Raw genomic sequence first — 18,350 nt, 5'->3', positions numbered from 1 at the left:
GGGGTCGGCGCGGCGTGGCGTCAGGCGTCGGCCGCGGCGGCGACGGCACTGAAGGCGGCCGCGAAGCGCGGCAGGCCCGCCTCGATCGTCTCCATCGTGGCGGTCAGCGAGATGCGGAAGAATCCGGGGGTCTCGAACATGCGCCCCGGCAGGACGAGCACGCCCTCCTGGTCGAGTGCTCGCGTGAACTCGACGTCATCGGCGAGCGGCGACTCGGGGAACAGGTAGAACGTGCCCTCGGGCCGGGCGACCCGGTAGCCGATTTCGCGCAGGGCGGCCACCATCACGTCGCGCTTGCGCTGGAAGAGCGGGATGTCGAACGCGAGCGTCTCGAGCTTCGGCAGCGCGTACTGCATGGACGCGTTGGGGAAGAGCCAACCGCCCGAGATCTGCACGGTCTCGATGGCGTCGCGGAAGGCCTCGCGGCCGGGCATCGTCGGCGGCACGGCGAGGTACCCGATGCGCTCGCCCGGTGACAGCAGCGTCTTGCCGTAGCTGTAGGCGAGGAAGCTCCACGGGTAGAACTCCACGGGGCTGCGGAAGCGCGCCCCGTCGTAGACGATGCGGTTGTAGGGCTCGTCGGAGATGAGGAAGATGCGCCGTCCGTTGCGCTCCGACGCCTCGTCGAGGATCGCCGCGAGGCGCTCGAGCGTCGACGGCGGGTAGATGCGACCCGTGGGGTTGTTCGGGCTGTTCACGATCACGACGCGCGTGCGCGGCGTGATGGCGGCGGCGATGGCGTCGAGGTCGAGGTCGAGCGTCTCCCGGTCGATCGACACCTTGACGGGCACCATGCCCGACTCCAGCACGATCGGCTCGTAGAGGAACCACGGGGGGAGGCTGTAGACCACCTCGTCGCCTGGGTCGCCGACGATCTTCAGCGCGGTCGAGATGGCCGCGAACCCACCGGTCGTGAGGTGCACGTCCGCGGCCTCGAACGGGATCCCGAGGTGACGGCGCAGCGACTCGGTCGCCGCCTCGATCGCCTTCGCGTCGCCGAAGTTGTAGGCGAACCACAGCTCGTGCTGGGGGACCACCGACTCGCGGAGGATCTCGACGTAGGCCTGCGACGGCGGGTCGTGCGGGTCGCCGAACGTGAAGTCCAGCACCCCCGGCTCATGCCGGCGCTGCTCGTAGCCCGAGAGTCGGTAGAAGTCGTACAGCAGCTGGAACGGCGTCGCCGCGGCGACATCCACGACGCGATCGGAGGTCAGTCTGGCATCCATGAGCTCTTTCCCCAGGGGATCTGGGAGCCTCCGTGACACGGAGGTCCCGCGGATTCCCGCCCATGGTACTCCGCGACGACGCCCGGGCATCGGGGGTGCCCCCGAGCCCGGCCGCGTCGGGGTGCCGTACGCCGCGCGCAGTGCTAGGACGCGACGTACCCGTCGGCGATGTCGAGCGCCCGGTCGATCACGTCGAGCCCGCGCACGAGGTCGTCCTCCGAGATCACGAGCGGGGGCGCAACGTGCAGGCGGTTGAAGTGCACGAACGGCCAGAGGCCCGCCCGCTTGCACGCGGCGGCCACGGCCGCCATCGGCGCGGCATCCGGCCCGCTCGCGTTGAACGGCACCAGCGGCTCGCGGCTCGCGGGGTCGCGCACGAGCTCGATGGCCCAGAACAGCCCGAGTCCGCGCACCTCGCCGACCGACGGATGCCGCTCGGCCATCGCTCGGAGTCGCGGCTCGACGACGCGCACGCCGAGGTCGCGCACGCGCTCGAGGATCCCGTCGCGCTCGAACACCTCGAACGTGGCGACGCCCGCCGCGCAGGCGAGCGGATGCCCCGAGTAGGTGAGCCCGCCCTGGAAGGCGACCGTGTCGAAGTGCGACGCGATGCGCTGCGAGATTACGACGCCCCCGAGCGGCACGTAGCCCGAGTTCACGCCCTTCGCGAAGGTGATGAGGTCGGGCACGACGCCGAAGTGGTTCACCGCGAACCACTCGCCGACACGGCCGAAGCCCACCATGACCTCGTCGGCGATGTAGACGATGCCGTGCCGGTCGCAGAGCTCGCGAACGCCCTCGAGGTAGCCGGGCGGCGGCACGAGCACGCCGTTGGTGCCGACCACGCTCTCGAGGATGATCGCCGCGATCGTGCCGGCGCCCTCCAGGGTGACGACCTGCTCGAGGTGGGCGAGCGCGCGCTCGGTCTCCTGCTCGGAACTCTCGGCGTGGAACGACGAGCGGTAGGCGTACGGCCCGAGGAAGTGCGCGACGCTGCCGTCTGACGGCTCGTTCGCCCAGCGGCGCGGGTCGCCGGTGAGTGAGATCGCGGTGGCGGTGCCGCCGTGGTAGCTGCGATACATCGAGAGCACCTTGCGGCGGCCGGTCACCGCACGCGCCATGCGCACGGCGTACTCGTTCGCGTCGGCCCCGCCGTTGGTGAAGAACACCTTGTCGAGGTCGCCGGGTGCGACCTCGGCGATGCGACGGGCGAGCTCGCCGCGCACATCGTTCGCCATCGACGGCTGGATCGTCGCGAGGCGTCCCGCCTGCGCGTGGATCGCCGCCACGAGGTCGGGGTGCTGGTGCCCGAGGTTGAGGTTCACGAGCTGGCTCGAGAAGTCGAGGTACGCGTTGCCTGCGTAGTCCCAGAACGTCGAGCCCTCGCCCGCGGCGATGGGCAGCGGGTCGATGAGGGCCTGCGCGCTCCACGAGTGGAACACGTGCGCGCGGTCGTCGGCCCGCACCCGTGCGTCGGCGTCGAGGTCGGGCAGCGGATGCCGCGTGCCGTGCCGGTCGGCGTACGTCGCCGCCGCGGCATCCGTCGCCTGCGTCTCGGTGGTCAGTGTGTCGGTGGTCAGTGTGTCGGTCATACGGGGAGCTCCTCGCGGACGATCCAGATGACGCCAGTCGTCGGTATCAGCGCAGCGAACCGACGTCTGGCGTCATCTCGATGGGATGGGAGTGAGAGGGGTGTGGAGGTGGACGGGGGGTGGGTGGTTGGAGGGGAGGGGGGTGGTTGGAGGGGAGGGTGAGTGGTTGGAGTGGAGGGGGAGTGTGGGCGGAGAGCGGTCAGTGGTTGCTCGGGAAGCCGAGGTTGACCTGCGACTCCGACGGGTTCGGCCAGCGCGTCGTCACGACCTTGGAGCGCGTGTAGAAGTGCACCGACTCGGGGCCGTAGATGTGCGAGTCGCCGAACAGCGAGTTCTTCCAGCCGCCGAACGAGTACGCGCCGATCGGCACCGGGATCGGCACGTTCACGCCGACCATGCCGACCTCGATGTCGAACTCGAACTGGCGGGCGGTGCCGCCGTCGCGCGTGAAGATCGCGGTGCCGTTCGCGAAGCGGTTCGCGTTGATGAGCGCGACCGCCTCCTCGTACGACTCGACGCGCACGACCGAGAGCACCGGGCCGAAGATCTCGTCGTCGTAGACCTTCATGCCGGGCTTCACGCGGTCGAGGAGCGAGACGCCGACGAAGAACCCGTCGCCGTCGAACCGCTGGATCGTGCCGTCGACGACGACCGTCGCGCCCTCGGCCGACGCGCCGGTCACGTAGGAGGCGACCTTGTCGCGGTGCTCCCTGGTGATGAGGGGACCCATCTCGCTCGCGGCATCCGTGCCGTCGCCGATGACGAGCGCGCCCATGCGGCTGCGCACCGCCTCGACGAGGTCGTCGGCGACCTCGCCCACGGCGACGAGCACCGACACGGCCATGCAGCGCTCGCCAGCCGAGCCGTACGCGGCCGAGACCGCAGCATCCGCTGCGCCCTCGAGGTCGGCGTCGGGCATGACGACCATGTGGTTCTTCGCGCCGCCGAGGGCCTGCACCCGCTTGCCGTTCGCCGAGGCGCGCTCGTAGATGGACTTCGCGATGGGCGTCGAGCCGACGAACGAGACGGCGCGCACGTCGGGGGAGTCGAGGATCGCGTCGACCGCGACCTTGTCGCCGTGCACGACGTTGAGCACGCCGTCGGGGAGGCCGGCCTCCTGGAACAGCTTCGCGAGGAAGATCGCGGCGCTCGGGTCCTTCTCCGAGGGCTTCAGCACCACGGTGTTTCCACACGCGATCGCGGACGCGACCATCCAGAGCGGCACCATCACCGGGAAGTTGAAGGGCGTGATCGCTCCCACCACGCCCACGGGCTGCTTCAACGAGTGCACGTCGACGCCGCGCGCGACCTGCTCGGAATGCTCGCCCTTGAGCAGGTGCACGAGCCCCGCGGCGAACTCCACGTTCTCGATGCCGCGGGAGATCTCGCCCGCGGCATCCGAGAGCACCTTGCCGTGCTCGCTCGTGAGGATCGCGGCGAGCTCGCCCTGGCGCTCGACGAGCAGGTGGCGCAGCTTGAAGAACACGTCGGCGCGCTTGATGAGCCCGGTGGCCCGCCACCCGGGAAGGGCGGCGGATGCCGCGGCGATCGCCTGCTCGACCTCGCCGACGGACGCGAACGCCACCTCGTGCTGCTGCTCGCCGGTGGCCGGGTTGAAGACCGGACCGGTGCGCTGCGCGTCGGCGACCTCGCGGCCATTGATGAAGTGTCGGATGAGGCTCATGTAGGGTCCTTCTCGGGCTTTCCGGACAGATTGCCCGGGGTGTCGTCTCGACTGGCATCCCCAGTGTTGCAGAGGCAGGAAGGTTCGACCGATGGCAGTTCGTCGTGAAGACGAGACGATCCGGACGGATCGTCCGGCAGGCGCGGTCGTCGACGACGGGCTGCCGACCGTGCGCGAGATCCTCACCCTCGAGGCGGTCGCCCACGGCGTGCCCGAGGTGCTCGCGGGCGAAGAGGCGCTCGACGCGCGAGTGCGCTGGGTGCACGTCTCCGACAGCGCGGGCGTCGCCCGGCTGCTCGACGGCGGCGAGCTCCTGCTCTCCACCGGCTCGGGCTGGCCGACCGATCCCGCCGACCTGTACGCGTTCATCGCCGGTCTCGTCGAGGCGGGCCTCGCCGGCCTCGTGCTCGAGCTGGGCGTGCACTACCGCTACGTGCCCGCGGTGGTCGAGGAGGCCGCGCGCGAGCACGGCCTCGCCCTCGTGGCGCTCCACCGCGAGGTGAAGTTCGTCACGCTCACCGAGGCCGTGCACAGCCGCATCATCTCCGAGCAGACCGCCGCCCTGCGCGCCCGCGACGAGGTGCGCGAGCGCTTCACGGCACTGAGCCTGCGCGGCTCGCCCGCCGACTTCATCGTGCACCAGCTCGCGCAGACGCTCGGCGCCGCCGTGGTGCTCGAGAACCTCGCGCACGAGGTGGTCGCATCCGAGGTGCCGCCCGCCGCGGAGGAGGACCTGTTCACGAGCTGGGAGGTGCGCTCGCGCGACGCGCACCGTCAGCAGGAGGAGCGCCGGGGGCGAGGGGTCGCGGCGGGGCTCGACGAGTGGCTCGTCGTGCCCGTCGAGGCCCGCGGCATCCGGTGGGGGCACCTCGTCGCGCTGCCCGGTCCGGCGCACCCGGCGGGCCGCACGAGCGTGCTCGAGCAGGGCGCCATCGCGCTGGCGCTCGGCCGCCTCGCCGACGGCGACGCCGACGAGTGGGTCCGGATCGGCCGGCAGCGACTCGTCGACGGGCTGCTCGCCGGGCGGTTCGCCGGAATGGCGGGGGCGACCGCGCGACTCGAGGCCGCGGGGCTCCCCATCCTGGGCGCGCGCCTGTACGGCGTGGTGGCGACGGGGGCGCCCGTCGCGAACGGGGCAGCGGATGTCGCGGCGCGCACGCTCGGCGGTCGTGCGATCGACGGTGCCGCCCCCGATGCCGGCGCCTCCGGTGCCGCCCGCATCGTGCTGCTGTCGGTGCCGGTCGAGCTGTCGGACGCCGCCGCGAACGAGTTCGCCGCCGCCCTCGTCGGCGACGACGCGGCATCCGTCGACCGGCTCGTGCTCTCGGTGGGCGGGGCGGCCGCCGACCTCGACGGGCTGCTCGGCTCGGTGCAGGAGGCGCTCGACCTGGCGCGGACTCCGCGACCGCGAACCGTGCGGGGCATGGAGCTGCGTCGCGCCGAGGATCGCCCGCTCATGCGGCTCGTCACCTCGCTGCGCGACGACCACCGGCTGCTCCGGCACAGCGAGCGGATGCTGGCGCCGCTCATCGAGTACGACCTCGCGCGCGGCGGCGACCTGCTCACGGTGCTCGGCGCGATGCTCGCGCATCCGGGCAACCGCACGGCTGCGGCATCCGCGAGCCATCTCTCGCGGTCGGTGTTCTACCAGCGGCTCTCGCTCATCGGCGACCTGCTCGGCGTGGACCTCGACGACGGCGAGGCGCTCACGGCGCTGCACCTGGCGTTGCTCGTGCGACGCAGCGCCGCGACTTGAGCTCGGGAAGGAAATCTGGTTACTTGCTATTGACAAGTCCACTTGCAAAGAGCAAGCTGAATCGCATCACCGGAACATCGCACACCACGAACATCGGAGGACAACATGACCGCGACCAACATCTTCGTCAACCTGCCGACGACCGACCTCGAGCGCTCCAAGGCGTTCTACGAGGCGCTCGGCTTCCGCATCAACCCGCTGTTCACCGACGAGAACGCCGCGTGCGTCGTGCTCAGCGACACCATCTACTTCATGGTGCTGACCCGCGAGTACCTCGGGACGTTCACCGACAAGCAGATCATCGACCCGAAGACCCAGGCGCAGGTGTCCATCGCCCTCACCCGTGATTCCCGCGAGGACGTCGACGTCGCGCTCGCCAAGGGCCTCGCCGCCGGCGGCAGCGAGCCGCGTCCGGCGCAGGACTACGGGTTCATGTACTCGCGCGACCTCGACGACCCCGACGGCAACAACCTCTCGTTCCTCTTCATGGAGCCCGCCGCCGCCGAGCAGGGCCCCGAGGCCTACATGGCGCAGCAAGGCGCCGGCGCCCAGTCGACCTCGGCCTGACCGGGCCGGATCATGGCAACGCGCGCCGCGCGCGGCTTCGGCCAGTACAGCGGCGTCGCTCGTGCCGTCGAGCGGGTCGGGGAACGGTGGGCACTGCTCATCGTCCGCGACCTGCTCGTCGGCGCGCGCCGGTACGGCGACCTGAAGGCCGGCCTGCCGCGAATCCCGACGAACATCCTGGCCGACCGGCTGAAGGAACTGCAGGAGGCGGGCGTCGTGCGCCGCGTGCCGACCGTGCGCGGCGGCTACGAGCTCACCGAGCTGGGCCGCGCGCTGGAGCCCGTCGTGATCGCCCTCGAGCGCTGGGGGTGGTCGACGCTGGGCGAGCCCGCCGAGGGCGAGCGGGTCACGGCCGACGCGCTCGTCATCGCACTCGGCGCCGCCTTCAGGCCGGATGCCGCGGCGGCACTGCCGCCCACCGAGTACGTGCTGCACGTCGGCGACGTCTCCATCTCGGCGATCGTGGCGGGACGCGACCTCGATGTCGCCCCCGTCGGACCGGGCGCGCTGCCGCAACCGCGCCGCGCAATGCCCGACCCGGTGCCCGAGGACGTGCTCGAGCTCGCCGTCGAACCGACGGGCTTCCGCGACCTCGTCTCGGGCGTGCGCGGCGCCGTCGCCGTGAAGGGACCGCCCCCTGGCGTCGCCATCCTCGACGGGGGAAGCGCCCTGCTCGAGCGCTTCCGGCTGACGTTCCGCATCGATCCCGTCGCGCCGCCGACGGACGCGGCGAGCGAGGCGGGCGACGCGGCATCCGTCGCCTGACGCCGGCCGCCTCAGACCACGGGCAGCGCTTCGTGCGGCCCAGCGGGCAGTGAGACCACGATCGCGTCGCCCGGCCGCACGACGCCGCCCTCGACGACGATCGCCATGACGCCCGCGCGTCGGAGCGTCGCGCCCCTCCCGTCGCGACGGATGAGCCGCTTCATGAGCCCGGGCTGGAACCGCTCGATCTGCACGCACGGGTTGCGGAGCCCGGTGAGCTCGACCTCCGCGGCGTCGCCGAGGCGGATCCGCGTGCCGAGCGGCAGCGCGGGCAGGTCGACGCCGGCGATCGTCACGTTCTCGCCGAGCTCGCCCGGTGCGACCTCGTGGCCCTCGACGGCGAGCTCGTCGAAGAGCTCGAGCTGGATCAGGTGCACCTGGCGTCGGTTCGGCTCCGTCCATGTGCCCTTGAAGCGAGAGCGACGCCGCACGGTGGCGCCGGCGTGGGCGTCGCCCTCCACGCCGTGGCCCTCGACGAGCCGGATCTCGCCATGCAGCGGCTTCGAGAACCGATGGGCGTCATCGCGGGCGACCGCGACGACCGACGGCGACGGGATCTCGGCGCTCACGGTGCGACGTACACCTTGCGCAGCGTCTGCCGCACGGTCCAGATCGTGCGCATCCCCGACTCCAGCCGCACGACCGACCCGGGCGACAGCACGATCGGCGCGGCATGCGGATGCTCGAACTCCACCGTCGCGGCGCCCGCGAGCACGACGAAGACCTCGTCGGCCTCGACGTCGCGCATCGCGCCGACGGACATCTCCCACACGCCCACCATGCGCTCGCCGTCATCGTCGAGCACGAGGTGCCCGGTGGTCGGCGCGCCGGCGACGATCTGGTCGGGCTCGACCGGCACGTGCTCGAGCACGACGGATGCGGCATCTGCGATCACGCCCGGATGGAGGCGCGGCTCGCCGGTCACGAGTCGAACCCCAGGCCGAGGGCGTCGAGTGTCTTGAGGAGCATGTTGCGCCTCCCTCCCGTGTGGTCGGCGCGGTCGAGCGACCAGCGCGTCGCGTTGATGCCGATGGCGGCGGCGGGCTCGGGCGGGAACGGCAGCGGGCGCTCGCGCACCATCCGCAGCCGGGTGCGCTCGTTGTCGCGCTGCTCCAGCTGGTCGAGCATGACCTCGGCCGCGAACCTGGTGGCCGCGACGCCGAGTCCGGTGAAGCCCGCGGCGTAGGCGACCCGTCCGTCGCGGGCGGTGCCGAAGAACGCGCAGAACCGCGTGCTCGTGTCGATCGCGCCCGCCCATCGATGGCTGAAGCGCAGCCCCTCGAGCTGCGGGAACGTCGTGAAGAAGTGGGCGGCGAGCCGCTCGTACGACTCGGGGCGCTGCTCGTACCGCTCCCGCACGCGCCGACCGTAGTGGTACACCGCGTCGTAGCCGCCGAAGAGGATCCGGTCGTCGCGCGAGAGGCGGTAGTAGTGGAACTGGTTCGCGAGGTCGCCGAGGCCCTGCCGGTTCGACCAGCCGATCGACGCGAGCTGCCCGGCCGAGAGCGGCTCGGTCATGAGCACGTAGTCGTAGACGGGCACGGTCATCAGCCGGTTGCGCTTGAGCAGGCTCGGGAACACGTTCGTCGCGAGCACGGCGTGCTGCGCGAGCACGCGACCGCCCTCGGTGATGAGCGTCACCGCACCCGTCGATCCCGGCGTGTCGATGCGGCGCACCGGCGATCGCTCGAAGATCTCGACCCCGAGCTCCTCGGCCACGCGCGCGAGCTCGGCCGCGAGCTTCGCCGGATGCAGGAGGGCGCTGCCGCGCGTGTCCCAGACGCCGCCGAGGTACGTGGGCGAGTCGACCTCGGCGCGCACCTCGGCCTGGTCGAGGAGCCGCACGGAGTCGTCGCCGCGCGCGGCGGCCGCCTCGACCTCCTCGCGGAGCCAGGCGACCTGGTGCGGCTCCACCGCGACGCCGAGCGCGCCGTTGCGCTCGAACTCGAAGTCCATGCCGAACTCGGCCTCGGCGGCCCCGATCGCGTCGAGGTTCTCGATGCCGAGCCGGTCGAGCGTAGCCATCTCGTCGGGCCAGCGCGACATCCCGTTGTCGTGTCCGTGGGTGAGGCTCGCCTCGCAGAATCCGCCGTTGCGTCCGGATGCGGCCCAGCCGATGGTCTTGGCCTCGACGAGCACCACGTGGGCGTCGGGGTACCGGCGCTTGGCGAGCACCGCCGTCCACAGGCCCGTGTACCCGCCGCCGACGATCGCGAGCTGCGCGACCCGCTCGCCCGTGAGCCAGGGGCGCGGGCGCTTCGCCTCGTCGGCGAGGTCGTCGAGCCAGAACACCCGCTGCTCGGTCTCGGCGAGCGAGTGCTCGATCACGGATGCCGGCGGTCGGCGTCGTTCGAATACGGTCGTTCCCACGGCGATCACTCCAAGGCGGTCGGGGTGCCTCCATCCTCCCGCGCCGCGTGCGGCGGACGCCAGCGCCGCGGTGTCGCGACCTCCGCCGGTCGTCGGACAGGGTGGCCGGATGCCGCAGGCGGCCGCCGCGGCATCCGTCACCGGGACGCGCGCGACGCGCGCTGCAACTCCTGCTCGATCGTGATGAGGGTGCGGAAGCTGCGCACCATCTCGCGCGTCGACGCGAAGTTGAGCACGATGTGCGCGTCGTGCACCGGGTCGTGGAAGAGGTGCGTGGCGAGGATGCCGATGTGGCCGACCGGGTGGGGCAGGCCGCGCAGCAGCGGCATGAAGCCCTCGAACCGCACCTCCATCGTGCCGGCGCCGTAGCGGATGCCGGAACGGAACCGGTTGCGCGGCTCGGCGAGGTAGGCGAGGCTCGCAGGCGAGATCAGGTCGCCGCGGTGGAGGGCCGCGCTGAACGTCACGAGGTCGTCGGGCGTGGAGACGATGCCGCCTCCAGCCCAGTCGCAGCTCACGCTGCGGAACGTGCTGACCTCGTGCCGGCCGAGGCGGAACGGTGCGATCCGGGGCGCCGCTGCCGTCGAGGCACTGGTGTCCGCCGCCGCCGGAGCCGAGGCCGCCGGAGCCGAGGCCGCCGCCGAGGCGACTGCCGACGCGAGGTCGTTCGCGGGGATCGAGTGGAACAGCAGTGCGCTGTCGCGCATGCCGAGCGGGGTGAGGATGCGCTCGTGCAGGAGCTCGTGGAACGCACGGCCGGTGGCCTGCTCGAGCACGCGACCGAGCAGGACGTAGCCGGTGTCGGAGTACGCGAAGCGCCGGCCCGGACGGCCGACCGGGCGCTGGTGCCGTCGGCTGAAGTCGAGCAGGTCGGCCGGGCTCCAGAAGCGGTCGGGCTCGGCGAGCACGAGCTCCTGCATCGGGCGGCCCGAGGCGACCGGGCCCTCGAAGTAGTCGGCGACGCCGGCGGTATGGGTGAGCAGGTCGTGCAGGGTCGCCCCGGCCGCGACATCCGTGGCGGCCTGCGTCTCGAAGAGCCCCTCGAGCTCGTCGCGGGGGAGCAGGGCGCTGACGGGCGTGTCCGGTGCGAAGGCCCCGGCCTCGACGGCCTGCATCAGGAGGGTCGCGGTGAAGTGCTTGCCGATGCTCGCGACGTGGAACCGGCCTGCGCGCTCGCCGAAGCGGTGATCGATCCCGAGAGCCGGCGCGGACACGGCGACCTGGGGAGCCCCGAGGCTGCCACGTCGAGCCGCGACGCGGGAGAGGTGGCGATCGAGGCGAGTGCTGAACTCGGCTGCGGCGTCCATCTGCGAGAATCCCTTCGTCACGGTTCGTGATATCACGAACCGTTATATCACGAGTAGGAATATACATGAAGAGAAGGCGGAACGCATGGGCAACGTGATCCTGGGCCTCCTCCTGCTGCTCGGCCCGCAGACCCTCTACTCGCTGAACAAGCAGTTCGAGCAGGGCCCCTCGCTGTTCTACCGCGCGAGTTTCGGCAGCCTGCAGAGCGCCCTCAAGGGCCTGCACGCCGCGGGGAACGTGCGCATGCACGAGCAGACCGACGCGGGACGCCTCAAGAAGGTCTACGAGATCACGGATGCCGGTGCGGCGACGTTCCACGCCTGGATCCGCTCACCGATCGTGGGGGGCGACCTGGAGACGGCCGCCCTCTCGCGCCTCTTCCTGCTCGGACTCGTGGAGGACGAGGCCGAACGCCGCGTCGTGATCGACGGCATCATCGCCGGCATCGAGCAGGAGCTCGCCGGGCTCGAGGGCTTCGCACTCGCGCTCGACGCGCAGGCGGCGGCGATCCCCGACGTCTACCGCGACGTATTCCGCTACCAGCGGGCCACCCTCGACTACGGCGTCGTCGCCCACCGGGCCTCCCTCGAGTGGTTCCGGGGGCTCGCGGCATCCGATCGGGCGGGCTGACCCGGTTCCTCAGTCGCGCGGCGCGTGCGCCTCGAGGAACTGGTACACCTCCGTCTGGTCGACGCCCGGGAAGGTGCCCGTCGGCAGCGCCGCGAGCAGGCTCGTCGGCGTGCGGGCGGCCGGCCACGAGGCATCCGCCCACTTGTCGGCCAGGTCGCCGGGGGCGCGGCGGCAGCAGGACTCGTCGGGGCAGCGCGACACCGCACGATGGGGTGTCTCGCGCCCGCGGAACCACTTCACGTGCTCGAACGGCACGCCGACCGACACCGAGTACTCACCCTCCTTCGCCTTCTCGATGCGCGAGGTGCACCAGAACGTGCCCGAGGAGGTGTCGGTGTACTGGTACCAGGGGCTGAACCGATCCTCGACGTCGAAGACCGTGCGCGCCGTCCAGTTGCGGCACACGGTCGTGCCCTCGACGGCTCCCAGCGCGTCGGACGGGAAGCGCACCCGGTCGTTCTCGTACGCCTTGATGATGGTGCCCGACTCGTGCACCTTCATGAAGTGCACGGGGATGTCCAGGCGAGCGGTGGCCAGGTTCGTGAACCGGTGCGCGGCCGTCTCGTACGACACGGCGAAGGCGTCGCGGAGCTCCTCCATCGAGATGCGCCGCAGGTTCTTCGCCTCGGTGAGGAAGCGCACCGCCGCCTGCTCGGGCAGCAGGATGGCCGCGGTGAGGTAGTTCGTCTCGATGCGCTGGCGCAGGAAGTCGGCGTAGCCGCGCGGCTCGTCGTGGTCGAGCAGGTGGCTCGCGAGCGCCTGCAGGATGGGCGAGCGCGAGTCGCGAGACGGCGACTGCTGCGTGGGCAGGTAGATGCGGCCGTTGCGCTTGTCGGTCACCGAGCGGGTGGAGTGCGGCAGGTCGCCCACGTAGTGCAGCGAGTAGCCGAGGTGGCTCGCCATGTCGGCGACCAGCTGGTGCGAGACGGGGCCGCCAGTGTGGCCGACGGCCTCGAGCAGCTCGGCGGCCTTCGCCTCGAGCTCGGGGTAGAAATTGTCGCGGGCGCGCATCTCGGCGCGCAGCTCGGCGTTGGCGCGGCGCGCCTCCTCGGGGGTCGCCGCCCGCTCGCGATGCAGCCGGTCGATCTCGTGGTGCAGCGCGAGGATGGTCTGCAGCGTCTGGTCGCTCATGCCCTTCGCCACGCGGAAGGTCGGCAGGCCGAGGGCTGCGAACACCGGCCCGCGCTGGGCGCGCTCGACGGCGATCTCGAGCGCGGCGCGCTCCGACGGGGCATCCGCTCGCAACAGGTCGTCGACCGTGGTGCCGAGGGCGAGGGCGATGGTGCGGAGCATCGAGAGCCGCGGCTCGCGCTTGCCGTTCTCGATCGACGAGACCTGCGACGGTGCGCGGTCGATGGCGGTCGCGAGCTCGCCCAGGGTCATGCCGAGGGCGGTGCGACGGTCGCGGATGCGGCGGCCGAGCGTCAGCGCGTCGACCTCGTCGGGCTCGCCCCCGGGCTCGGCGACGGCGGCTGCGAGAGCCGTGCGAGCGGGGATGCGATCCGCGATGACCATGCATCGATGTTCACACGGGCAAGCGGATGCCGCAAACGGAAGAACTGCGGAAGTTCTGCGATTCCGCCGTGTGAGTGGCCCGACGGCGACCGTGCGGGTCCCCTGGGCGGTGAAGGATCGTGCTTCTGCGCTCGGTCGGTGCCCTCACCCTCCCAGCGCGGGCCGCAGCTCCCTCGCGAAGAAGTCCATGAAGCCGTCGGGGTCCGGGCCGCTGTTCGTGAGCACGACGTGGTCGTAGCCCACGCGCTCGTACTCGCGGATCGCCTCGAGGTGCTTCGCGGCATCGGGCCCGCACGGCATTGCGGCGGCGACGTCCTCGGGCCGCACCACCGTCGAGGCCGCCTCGAAGTTGGCCGGGTTCGGCAGCTCGCTCATGACCTTCCAGCCCGTCAGCGACCATCGACTCGACTCGAAGGCGGCCTGCACGGCGGCGTCCTCCGTCTCCGCCCAGGCGAGGCCCACCTCGCCGTAGGTCGGGCCGTCGCCGCCCGCGCCGCGATAGGCGTCGAGCAGCTCGGGCTTCGGCTCGGTGCCGAACAGGCCGTCGCCGAGCTCCGCGGCCAGCTCCGCGGCATCCGGACCACCCGCGGCCACCGCGATGACGGGCAGCTCGTCGGGCAGGTCGAACACGCGGGCGTCCTCGAGATCGAGGTACTCGCCGCGGTACGACCGGTACCCGCCCTGCCAGAGCAGCCTGATGATCTCGAGGGCCTCCCGCAGCATCGCCTGGCGCTCGGCGACGGCGGGGAAGCCGCGCCCGACGACGTGCTCGTTCAGGCGCTCGCCCGAGCCGACGCCGAGCGTGAAGCGCCCGTCCGAGACGAGCGCGAGCGTGGCCGCGGCCTGCGCGACGATGGCCGGGTGGTACCGCACCGTCGGGCACGTGACCCCCGTCGCGAGCCCGATCGCGTCGGTGCTCGCCGCGATCGCCCCGAGCACGGTCCACGCGAAGGGGGAGTGCCCCTGCGAGTCGAGCCACGGGTGGTAGTGGTCGCTGATCTCGACGAAGTCGAACCCGGATGCCTCGGCGAGCACCGCCTGGCGCACGAGCTCCTGCGGGCCGAAGCCCTCGGCCGAGAGCTTGTAGCCGTACTCCATGCGTCCCCCTCCGACCCGGCGACGCTACGCCGCCCGGGGTCCGCGGGGGAAGGTGCTTGCGCCCACCGGGATCGGGCGTCACAATGCCGCGCCGATCGGCGGCCCCGGAAGATCGCGCCCGCGTTATACGCCTCGCCTCCTCCGGTGGCAAGGGTCTTCTTCCCGGAGGGCAGCCGACCTAGCGTTTCGGGGTACACGAGCGGCGCCTCCAGCAGGCGACCCGGACTGGAAGTGAGTGGACGATGACGAACAGCACAACACCTGGCTACCCGGGTTCGAACGACGATTCACTCGGGGCCACGAGCACGACCGGAACGACCGGAACCACCGGAACGACGGGCACGACCGGAACCACCGGAACGACGGGCACGACCGGAACCACCGGAACGACCGGAACCACCGGAACCACGGGCACGACCGCGACGACCCCGGGAGCGCGTGAGGAGGCGGCCAACCTCGCCAACGAGGCCGGCGACGCCACCCGGCGCGTGGCGGGCGTCGCCAAGGAGGAGACGAAGGCCGTCGGGTCGGAGGCTCGCCGTCAGGCGCGTCGCCTCGCCGACCAGGTCGGCAGCGAGGTGCGCCAGCAGGCCGCCACCCAGCAGAGCCGCGCCGCAGGCGGGCTCCGCAACATCGGAGACGAGTTCTCGCACATGGCCGACGGAACCGGCAGCGGGACGGGCTTCGCAGCGGATGTCGCACGGGAGGCCGGCCAGCGCGTCGGCGCCGTGGCGCAGTGGCTCGACCAGCGCGACCCCAAGGACCTCCTCGAGGAGGTCAAGGGATTCGCCCGCCGTCGGCCCGGCGTCTTCCTCGCCGTCGCCGTCGGGGCGGGCGTGGTCATCGGCCGGCTGACGCGTGCGCTCGTCACGCCCTCCGACGATGACGACCGCGCCATCGCCTCATCCGGTCGCCCGGGGTCCGTCTACGGCACCGGCACGCGCACCGCGGCCACGCCCGGCGTTCCGGGAGTCGCCGACAGCGAGGTCGTGGTGACCGACACCGAGACCATCGTGACCGGCCCCACCGCCGACGCCCCGGTCGACCCCGTCACCGGCCAGTCGTGGCCCGCGGGCACCCCGGCCACCACGCGAGGCGGCATCTGATGACGAACCTGAACCAGCCGCGTGCCGGCGCTCCCGGCGCCGACCTGCCGACCCCGTCGGAGCGGCAGGCCGCGAGCACCTCGCTCGGCGACCTGCTCGCCGAGGTGAGCCGCGACATCTCGACGCTCATGCGCCAGGAGATCGAACTCGCCAAGGCGGAGCTCAGGCAGACCGCGAAGCAGGCGGGCAAGGGCGCCGGGCTGTACGGCGGCGCCGGCGTTGCCGGCTTCCTCGCCCTGCTGTTCGTGTCGATCGCGCTCTGGTGGGCGCTCGGCTACCTGATGGGCAACGCCTGGTCGGCCCTGATCGTGGCAGTGCTGTGGGGGATCGTCGCCGCGGTGCTGTTCTTCACGGGCAAGAAGGAGATCGAAGAGGTGGAAGGCATCCCCCAGACCGTCGAGACGGTCAAGGAGATCCCCGAGACGCTGAAGAGGAATGAGGAGAACCGATGAGTGACCCCGATGTGATCCGTTCGGATATCGAGCGGACCCGACTCGAACTTGGACAGGACGTCGACGCGCTCGCCGACAAGGTGAACCCGGCCAAGGCCGCCCAGCGCCAGACCGACAAGGTGCGCCGCGCTGCGACGCGTCTGAAGGACCGCGTGATGGGCACCGCCTCCGACGTCGTCGACTCGACGCAGGATGCCGTCGCCGGCGCGCCGCGCAAGGTCGCCAACGCGACGCAGGGCAACCCCGTCGCCGTGGGCCTGATCGCCTTCGGGGTGGGCCTCCTCGCAGCCTCGCTCATCCCCGCCTCGCGGGTTGAGCAGCAGGCAGCCGAGAAGGTGAAGGATGCGGCGGCCCCCCTCGTCGACGAGGCGAAGGACGTGGCCATGGAGTCCGCCGATCACCTGCGCGAGCCCGCGAAGGATGCCGCCGAGGCAGTCAAGGACCGTGCGAAGGAAGGCGTCGAGACGGTGAAGGAAGAGGGTCAGGACGCCGCGTCCCAGGTCCAGACCGACGCCAAGCACGCCGCCGACCGCCAGATGAGCTGAACCCCGAGGCGGCCCCACCAGGCCGATGCCCCGTCCGCGACCCGAATGGACCCTACCGCGGACGGGGCATCTCCATGCCGTCGTGGCGTTCGGCGACGAGTTCGGCGATCACGTGCCGCGCGTTGTCGGCCAACGGCGGATTGCGCGAGGCGTAGTAGGGGAGTTGCGCCAACGCCTGCAGCAGCACCCAGCCGCGGGCGCGCGCCCAGGTGGCGTCGTCGGCACCGACTCCGCGCCGGAACACGGCGCGTGCGGGAGCCGGGAGCAGGTTCCAGGCGACGCGAAGATCGCTCGCGGGGTCGCCGAGGCCCATCGCGCTGAAGTCGAGCACGCCGACGAGCTCGCCTCCGCGCAGCAGGAGGTTCCCGGGCGAGAGGTCCCCGTGGATCCAGGTGCGCGCCGTCGCGGGCGCCGCCGCCAGTGCGTCCTCCCAGACGGCGACGACGTCATCGCGTATCGATCGCAGCGGCTCCTCGAGGGCGGCGAGGTTGGCCCGCACGAGCTCGTCCTCCTCGTGCAGCGGGCGGGGCCAGGCCGTGGTCGGCGCCCCCGCCCGGTCGAGCCCGCGCATCGCGACGACGAACCCGGCGAGGTCGGCGGCCAGGCGCTCGGCGTGCTCGACCGCCCCGGCGACGGGGTGCACGCCGTCGATCCAGCGGCACACCGTCCACGGCCACGGGAACCCGTCGCCCGGCACCCCGAGCGCCGCGGGCACGGGCGCCGCGAACGGCAGCGCCGGCGCGATGCGCGGCAGCCACTCGAATTCACGCAGGAGCGGGTCGACCGCCCAGTGGATGCGCGGCATCCGCACCGACAGGTCGTCGCCCAGCCGGTACATCGCGTTGTCGGTGCCGGTGGAGGCGACGGGCTCGACGCGCAGCGACGCCCACTCGGGGAACTGCGCGGCGACCAGGCCCGCGACGAGCGCGGCATCCGTGTGCACCTCGTCGTCGTGCATGCGCGTCATCGCACCACGGTAGCGCCCGTGCCCCCGGATGCCACGGCGTCGTCACTCGCGTCTGCTCGCGCGCAACGACATGATGCTTGTCGTCGCTTGCTCCGCCTCGTTCCGGCTGCTGGAGTCACGTCGATGTGGCCGCGCCCCCCCGACCCGCCCTCGACAGGGCGACCGTGATGCACCGGCGACACATTTCGCGAGTCACCTGACGGCTCGATGACCCGAGTACGCACGATCGACGGATGCGTCCTCCCTCGCCACTCCCCGCGCAGCTGTCGAACGGGCCATTCACCACCGCGGACGCCCTCGCGGCGGGCGTGACACCGCGTCGGCTGCGGTCACGGTCGCTTGCGGCACCGTACCGAGGCGTCCGAGTCGACGCGAGGCGAGTCGCCACCGTCCTCGATCGCTGCCGGGCGTACGCCGCGATCATACGAGTGGGAACAGCATCTCTTCGACGTCGACCAGTGGACGACGGACGTCGCCCGGTTCAACGACCTCATCGACGACGGGTGGTGGGTCATCCGCGTCACGAAGCGGATGCCGCACGCCGAGTCGATCGCACGCACCACACGCGCCCTGCGCGAGCGTGGCTGGCTGGGCGCGACTGCTGCGTCGAGCTGACCACTGCTGTCGGTATCTGCGGGCGAGGGCGACGAGAAGTGCCATCTCGTCACCCCTCGAGACGCGCAGAGCGGGGTTCTTCCGCGTGGCAGAAGAACGCCCGAAGTTCACCCCCTGAATCGTGGGGGGCGGGGTGCCCGGCGCCCGCAGAGTG

The 18,350-nt window shown here is 71.8% G+C and carries 18 protein-coding genes; 8 read left to right on the top strand and 10 right to left on the bottom strand.

Features of this window, described 5'->3' with window-relative positions; genetic code table 11:
• Positions 1-20: 20 nt before the first annotated feature.
• From EV187_RS04705 to EV187_RS04695, 3 genes are all read right to left on the bottom strand, one after another.
• Positions 21-1,226 (bottom strand): aminotransferase class I/II-fold pyridoxal phosphate-dependent enzyme, encoded by a 1,206-nt coding sequence (locus tag EV187_RS04705; RefSeq protein WP_130351815.1) that lies wholly within the window; start codon positions 1,224-1,226, stop codon positions 21-23.
• 143 nt (positions 1,227-1,369) lie between these two features.
• Positions 1,370-2,818 (bottom strand): aspartate aminotransferase family protein, encoded by a 1,449-nt coding sequence (locus EV187_RS04700; protein WP_130351814.1) that lies wholly within the window; start codon positions 2,816-2,818, stop codon positions 1,370-1,372.
• Between the two features lie 199 nt (positions 2,819-3,017).
• Positions 3,018-4,502, bottom strand: a complete 1,485-nt coding sequence (locus tag EV187_RS04695; RefSeq protein ID WP_130351813.1) for a CoA-acylating methylmalonate-semialdehyde dehydrogenase — start codon at positions 4,500-4,502, stop codon at positions 3,018-3,020.
• Between the two features lie 91 nt (positions 4,503-4,593).
• Between EV187_RS04695 and EV187_RS04690 the strand changes: the two genes are divergently transcribed.
• From EV187_RS04690 to EV187_RS04680, 3 genes are all read left to right on the top strand, one after another.
• Positions 4,594-6,258, top strand: coding sequence for a PucR family transcriptional regulator (locus EV187_RS04690; protein WP_242609434.1), 1,665 nt, complete (start codon positions 4,594-4,596; stop codon positions 6,256-6,258).
• A 105-nt stretch (positions 6,259-6,363) separates the two neighbouring features.
• A complete protein-coding gene (locus EV187_RS04685; RefSeq protein WP_130351812.1) occupies positions 6,364-6,825 on the top strand; it encodes a VOC family protein in 462 nt (153 codons plus the stop codon).
• Positions 6,826-6,837: 12 nt separating this feature from the next.
• Positions 6,838-7,590: a winged helix-turn-helix transcriptional regulator gene (locus tag EV187_RS04680; RefSeq protein ID WP_130351811.1), complete on the top strand. Its 753-nt coding sequence runs from the start codon at positions 6,838-6,840 to the stop codon at positions 7,588-7,590.
• An 11-nt stretch (positions 7,591-7,601) separates the two neighbouring features.
• Here EV187_RS04680 and EV187_RS04675 read toward each other — a convergent pair whose 3' ends face one another.
• From EV187_RS04675 to EV187_RS04660, 4 genes are all read right to left on the bottom strand, one after another.
• Positions 7,602-8,159, bottom strand: coding sequence for an MOSC domain-containing protein (locus EV187_RS04675; RefSeq protein ID WP_242609433.1), 558 nt, complete (start codon positions 8,157-8,159; stop codon positions 7,602-7,604).
• A complete protein-coding gene (locus tag EV187_RS04670) occupies positions 8,156-8,515 on the bottom strand; it encodes a cupin domain-containing protein (protein WP_242609432.1) in 360 nt (119 codons plus the stop codon). Before EV187_RS04670 ends, EV187_RS04675 begins: the two co-directional genes overlap by 4 nt.
• Positions 8,512-9,960 (bottom strand): NAD(P)/FAD-dependent oxidoreductase, encoded by a 1,449-nt coding sequence (locus EV187_RS04665; protein ID WP_130351810.1) that lies wholly within the window; start codon positions 9,958-9,960, stop codon positions 8,512-8,514. Before EV187_RS04665 ends, EV187_RS04670 begins: the two co-directional genes overlap by 4 nt.
• A 137-nt stretch (positions 9,961-10,097) precedes the next feature.
• The gene (locus tag EV187_RS04660) at positions 10,098-11,267 is read right to left on the bottom strand and encodes a serine hydrolase domain-containing protein (protein ID WP_130351809.1); all 1,170 of its coding nucleotides are present in this window, start codon (positions 11,265-11,267) and stop codon (positions 10,098-10,100) included.
• Between the two features lie 85 nt (positions 11,268-11,352).
• Here EV187_RS04660 and EV187_RS04655 point away from each other — a divergent pair, with 85 nt between their 5' ends.
• The gene (locus EV187_RS04655) at positions 11,353-11,898 is read left to right on the top strand and encodes a PadR family transcriptional regulator (protein WP_130351808.1); all 546 of its coding nucleotides are present in this window, start codon (positions 11,353-11,355) and stop codon (positions 11,896-11,898) included.
• Between the two features lie 9 nt (positions 11,899-11,907).
• Here the strand turns inward: EV187_RS04655 and EV187_RS04650 are convergent, their stop codons facing one another.
• On the bottom strand, positions 11,908-13,413 hold the full coding sequence (locus EV187_RS04650; protein ID WP_130351807.1) for a helix-turn-helix domain-containing protein: 1,506 nt from the start codon (positions 13,411-13,413) through the stop codon (positions 11,908-11,910).
• Between the two features lie 144 nt (positions 13,414-13,557).
• Positions 13,558-14,511, bottom strand: a complete 954-nt coding sequence (locus tag EV187_RS04645; RefSeq protein WP_130351806.1) for a TIGR03557 family F420-dependent LLM class oxidoreductase — start codon at positions 14,509-14,511, stop codon at positions 13,558-13,560.
• A gap of 242 nt (positions 14,512-14,753) precedes the next feature.
• On the opposite strand from EV187_RS04645, the gene EV187_RS18505 reads away from it, so the two are divergent.
• Genes EV187_RS18505 through EV187_RS04630 form a run of 3 tightly spaced genes read left to right on the top strand, consistent with a single transcriptional unit; the run spans position 14,754 to position 16,614 of the window.
• Positions 14,754-15,617 carry a hypothetical protein gene (locus EV187_RS18505; RefSeq protein ID WP_207221735.1) on the top strand — a complete coding sequence of 288 codons (864 nt, stop codon included), beginning with the start codon at positions 14,754-14,756 and terminating at the stop codon, positions 15,615-15,617.
• Entirely contained in the window at positions 15,617-16,069 is a 453-nt protein-coding gene (locus EV187_RS04635) for a phage holin family protein (RefSeq protein ID WP_130351805.1), read from the top strand. Before EV187_RS18505 ends, EV187_RS04635 begins: the two co-directional genes overlap by 1 nt.
• Positions 16,066-16,614, top strand: coding sequence for a DUF3618 domain-containing protein (locus EV187_RS04630; protein WP_130351804.1), 549 nt, complete (start codon positions 16,066-16,068; stop codon positions 16,612-16,614). The genes EV187_RS04635 and EV187_RS04630 overlap by 4 nt, the downstream gene beginning before the upstream one ends.
• Before the next feature lie 52 nt (positions 16,615-16,666).
• Here EV187_RS04630 and EV187_RS04625 read toward each other — a convergent pair whose 3' ends face one another.
• On the bottom strand, positions 16,667-17,581 hold the full coding sequence (locus EV187_RS04625; protein WP_207221734.1) for an aminoglycoside phosphotransferase family protein: 915 nt from the start codon (positions 17,579-17,581) through the stop codon (positions 16,667-16,669).
• A gap of 339 nt (positions 17,582-17,920) precedes the next feature.
• Here EV187_RS04625 and EV187_RS04620 point away from each other — a divergent pair, with 339 nt between their 5' ends.
• Positions 17,921-18,196 (top strand): hypothetical protein, encoded by a 276-nt coding sequence (locus EV187_RS04620; RefSeq protein WP_130351803.1) that lies wholly within the window; start codon positions 17,921-17,923, stop codon positions 18,194-18,196.
• Positions 18,197-18,350: the final 154 nt, after the last annotated feature.

The organism is Agromyces ramosus, assembly GCF_004216665.1.
GTDB lineage: Bacteria > Actinomycetota > Actinomycetes > Actinomycetales > Microbacteriaceae > Agromyces > Agromyces ramosus.
This window is presented reverse-complemented; position numbering and strand designations above follow the sequence as displayed.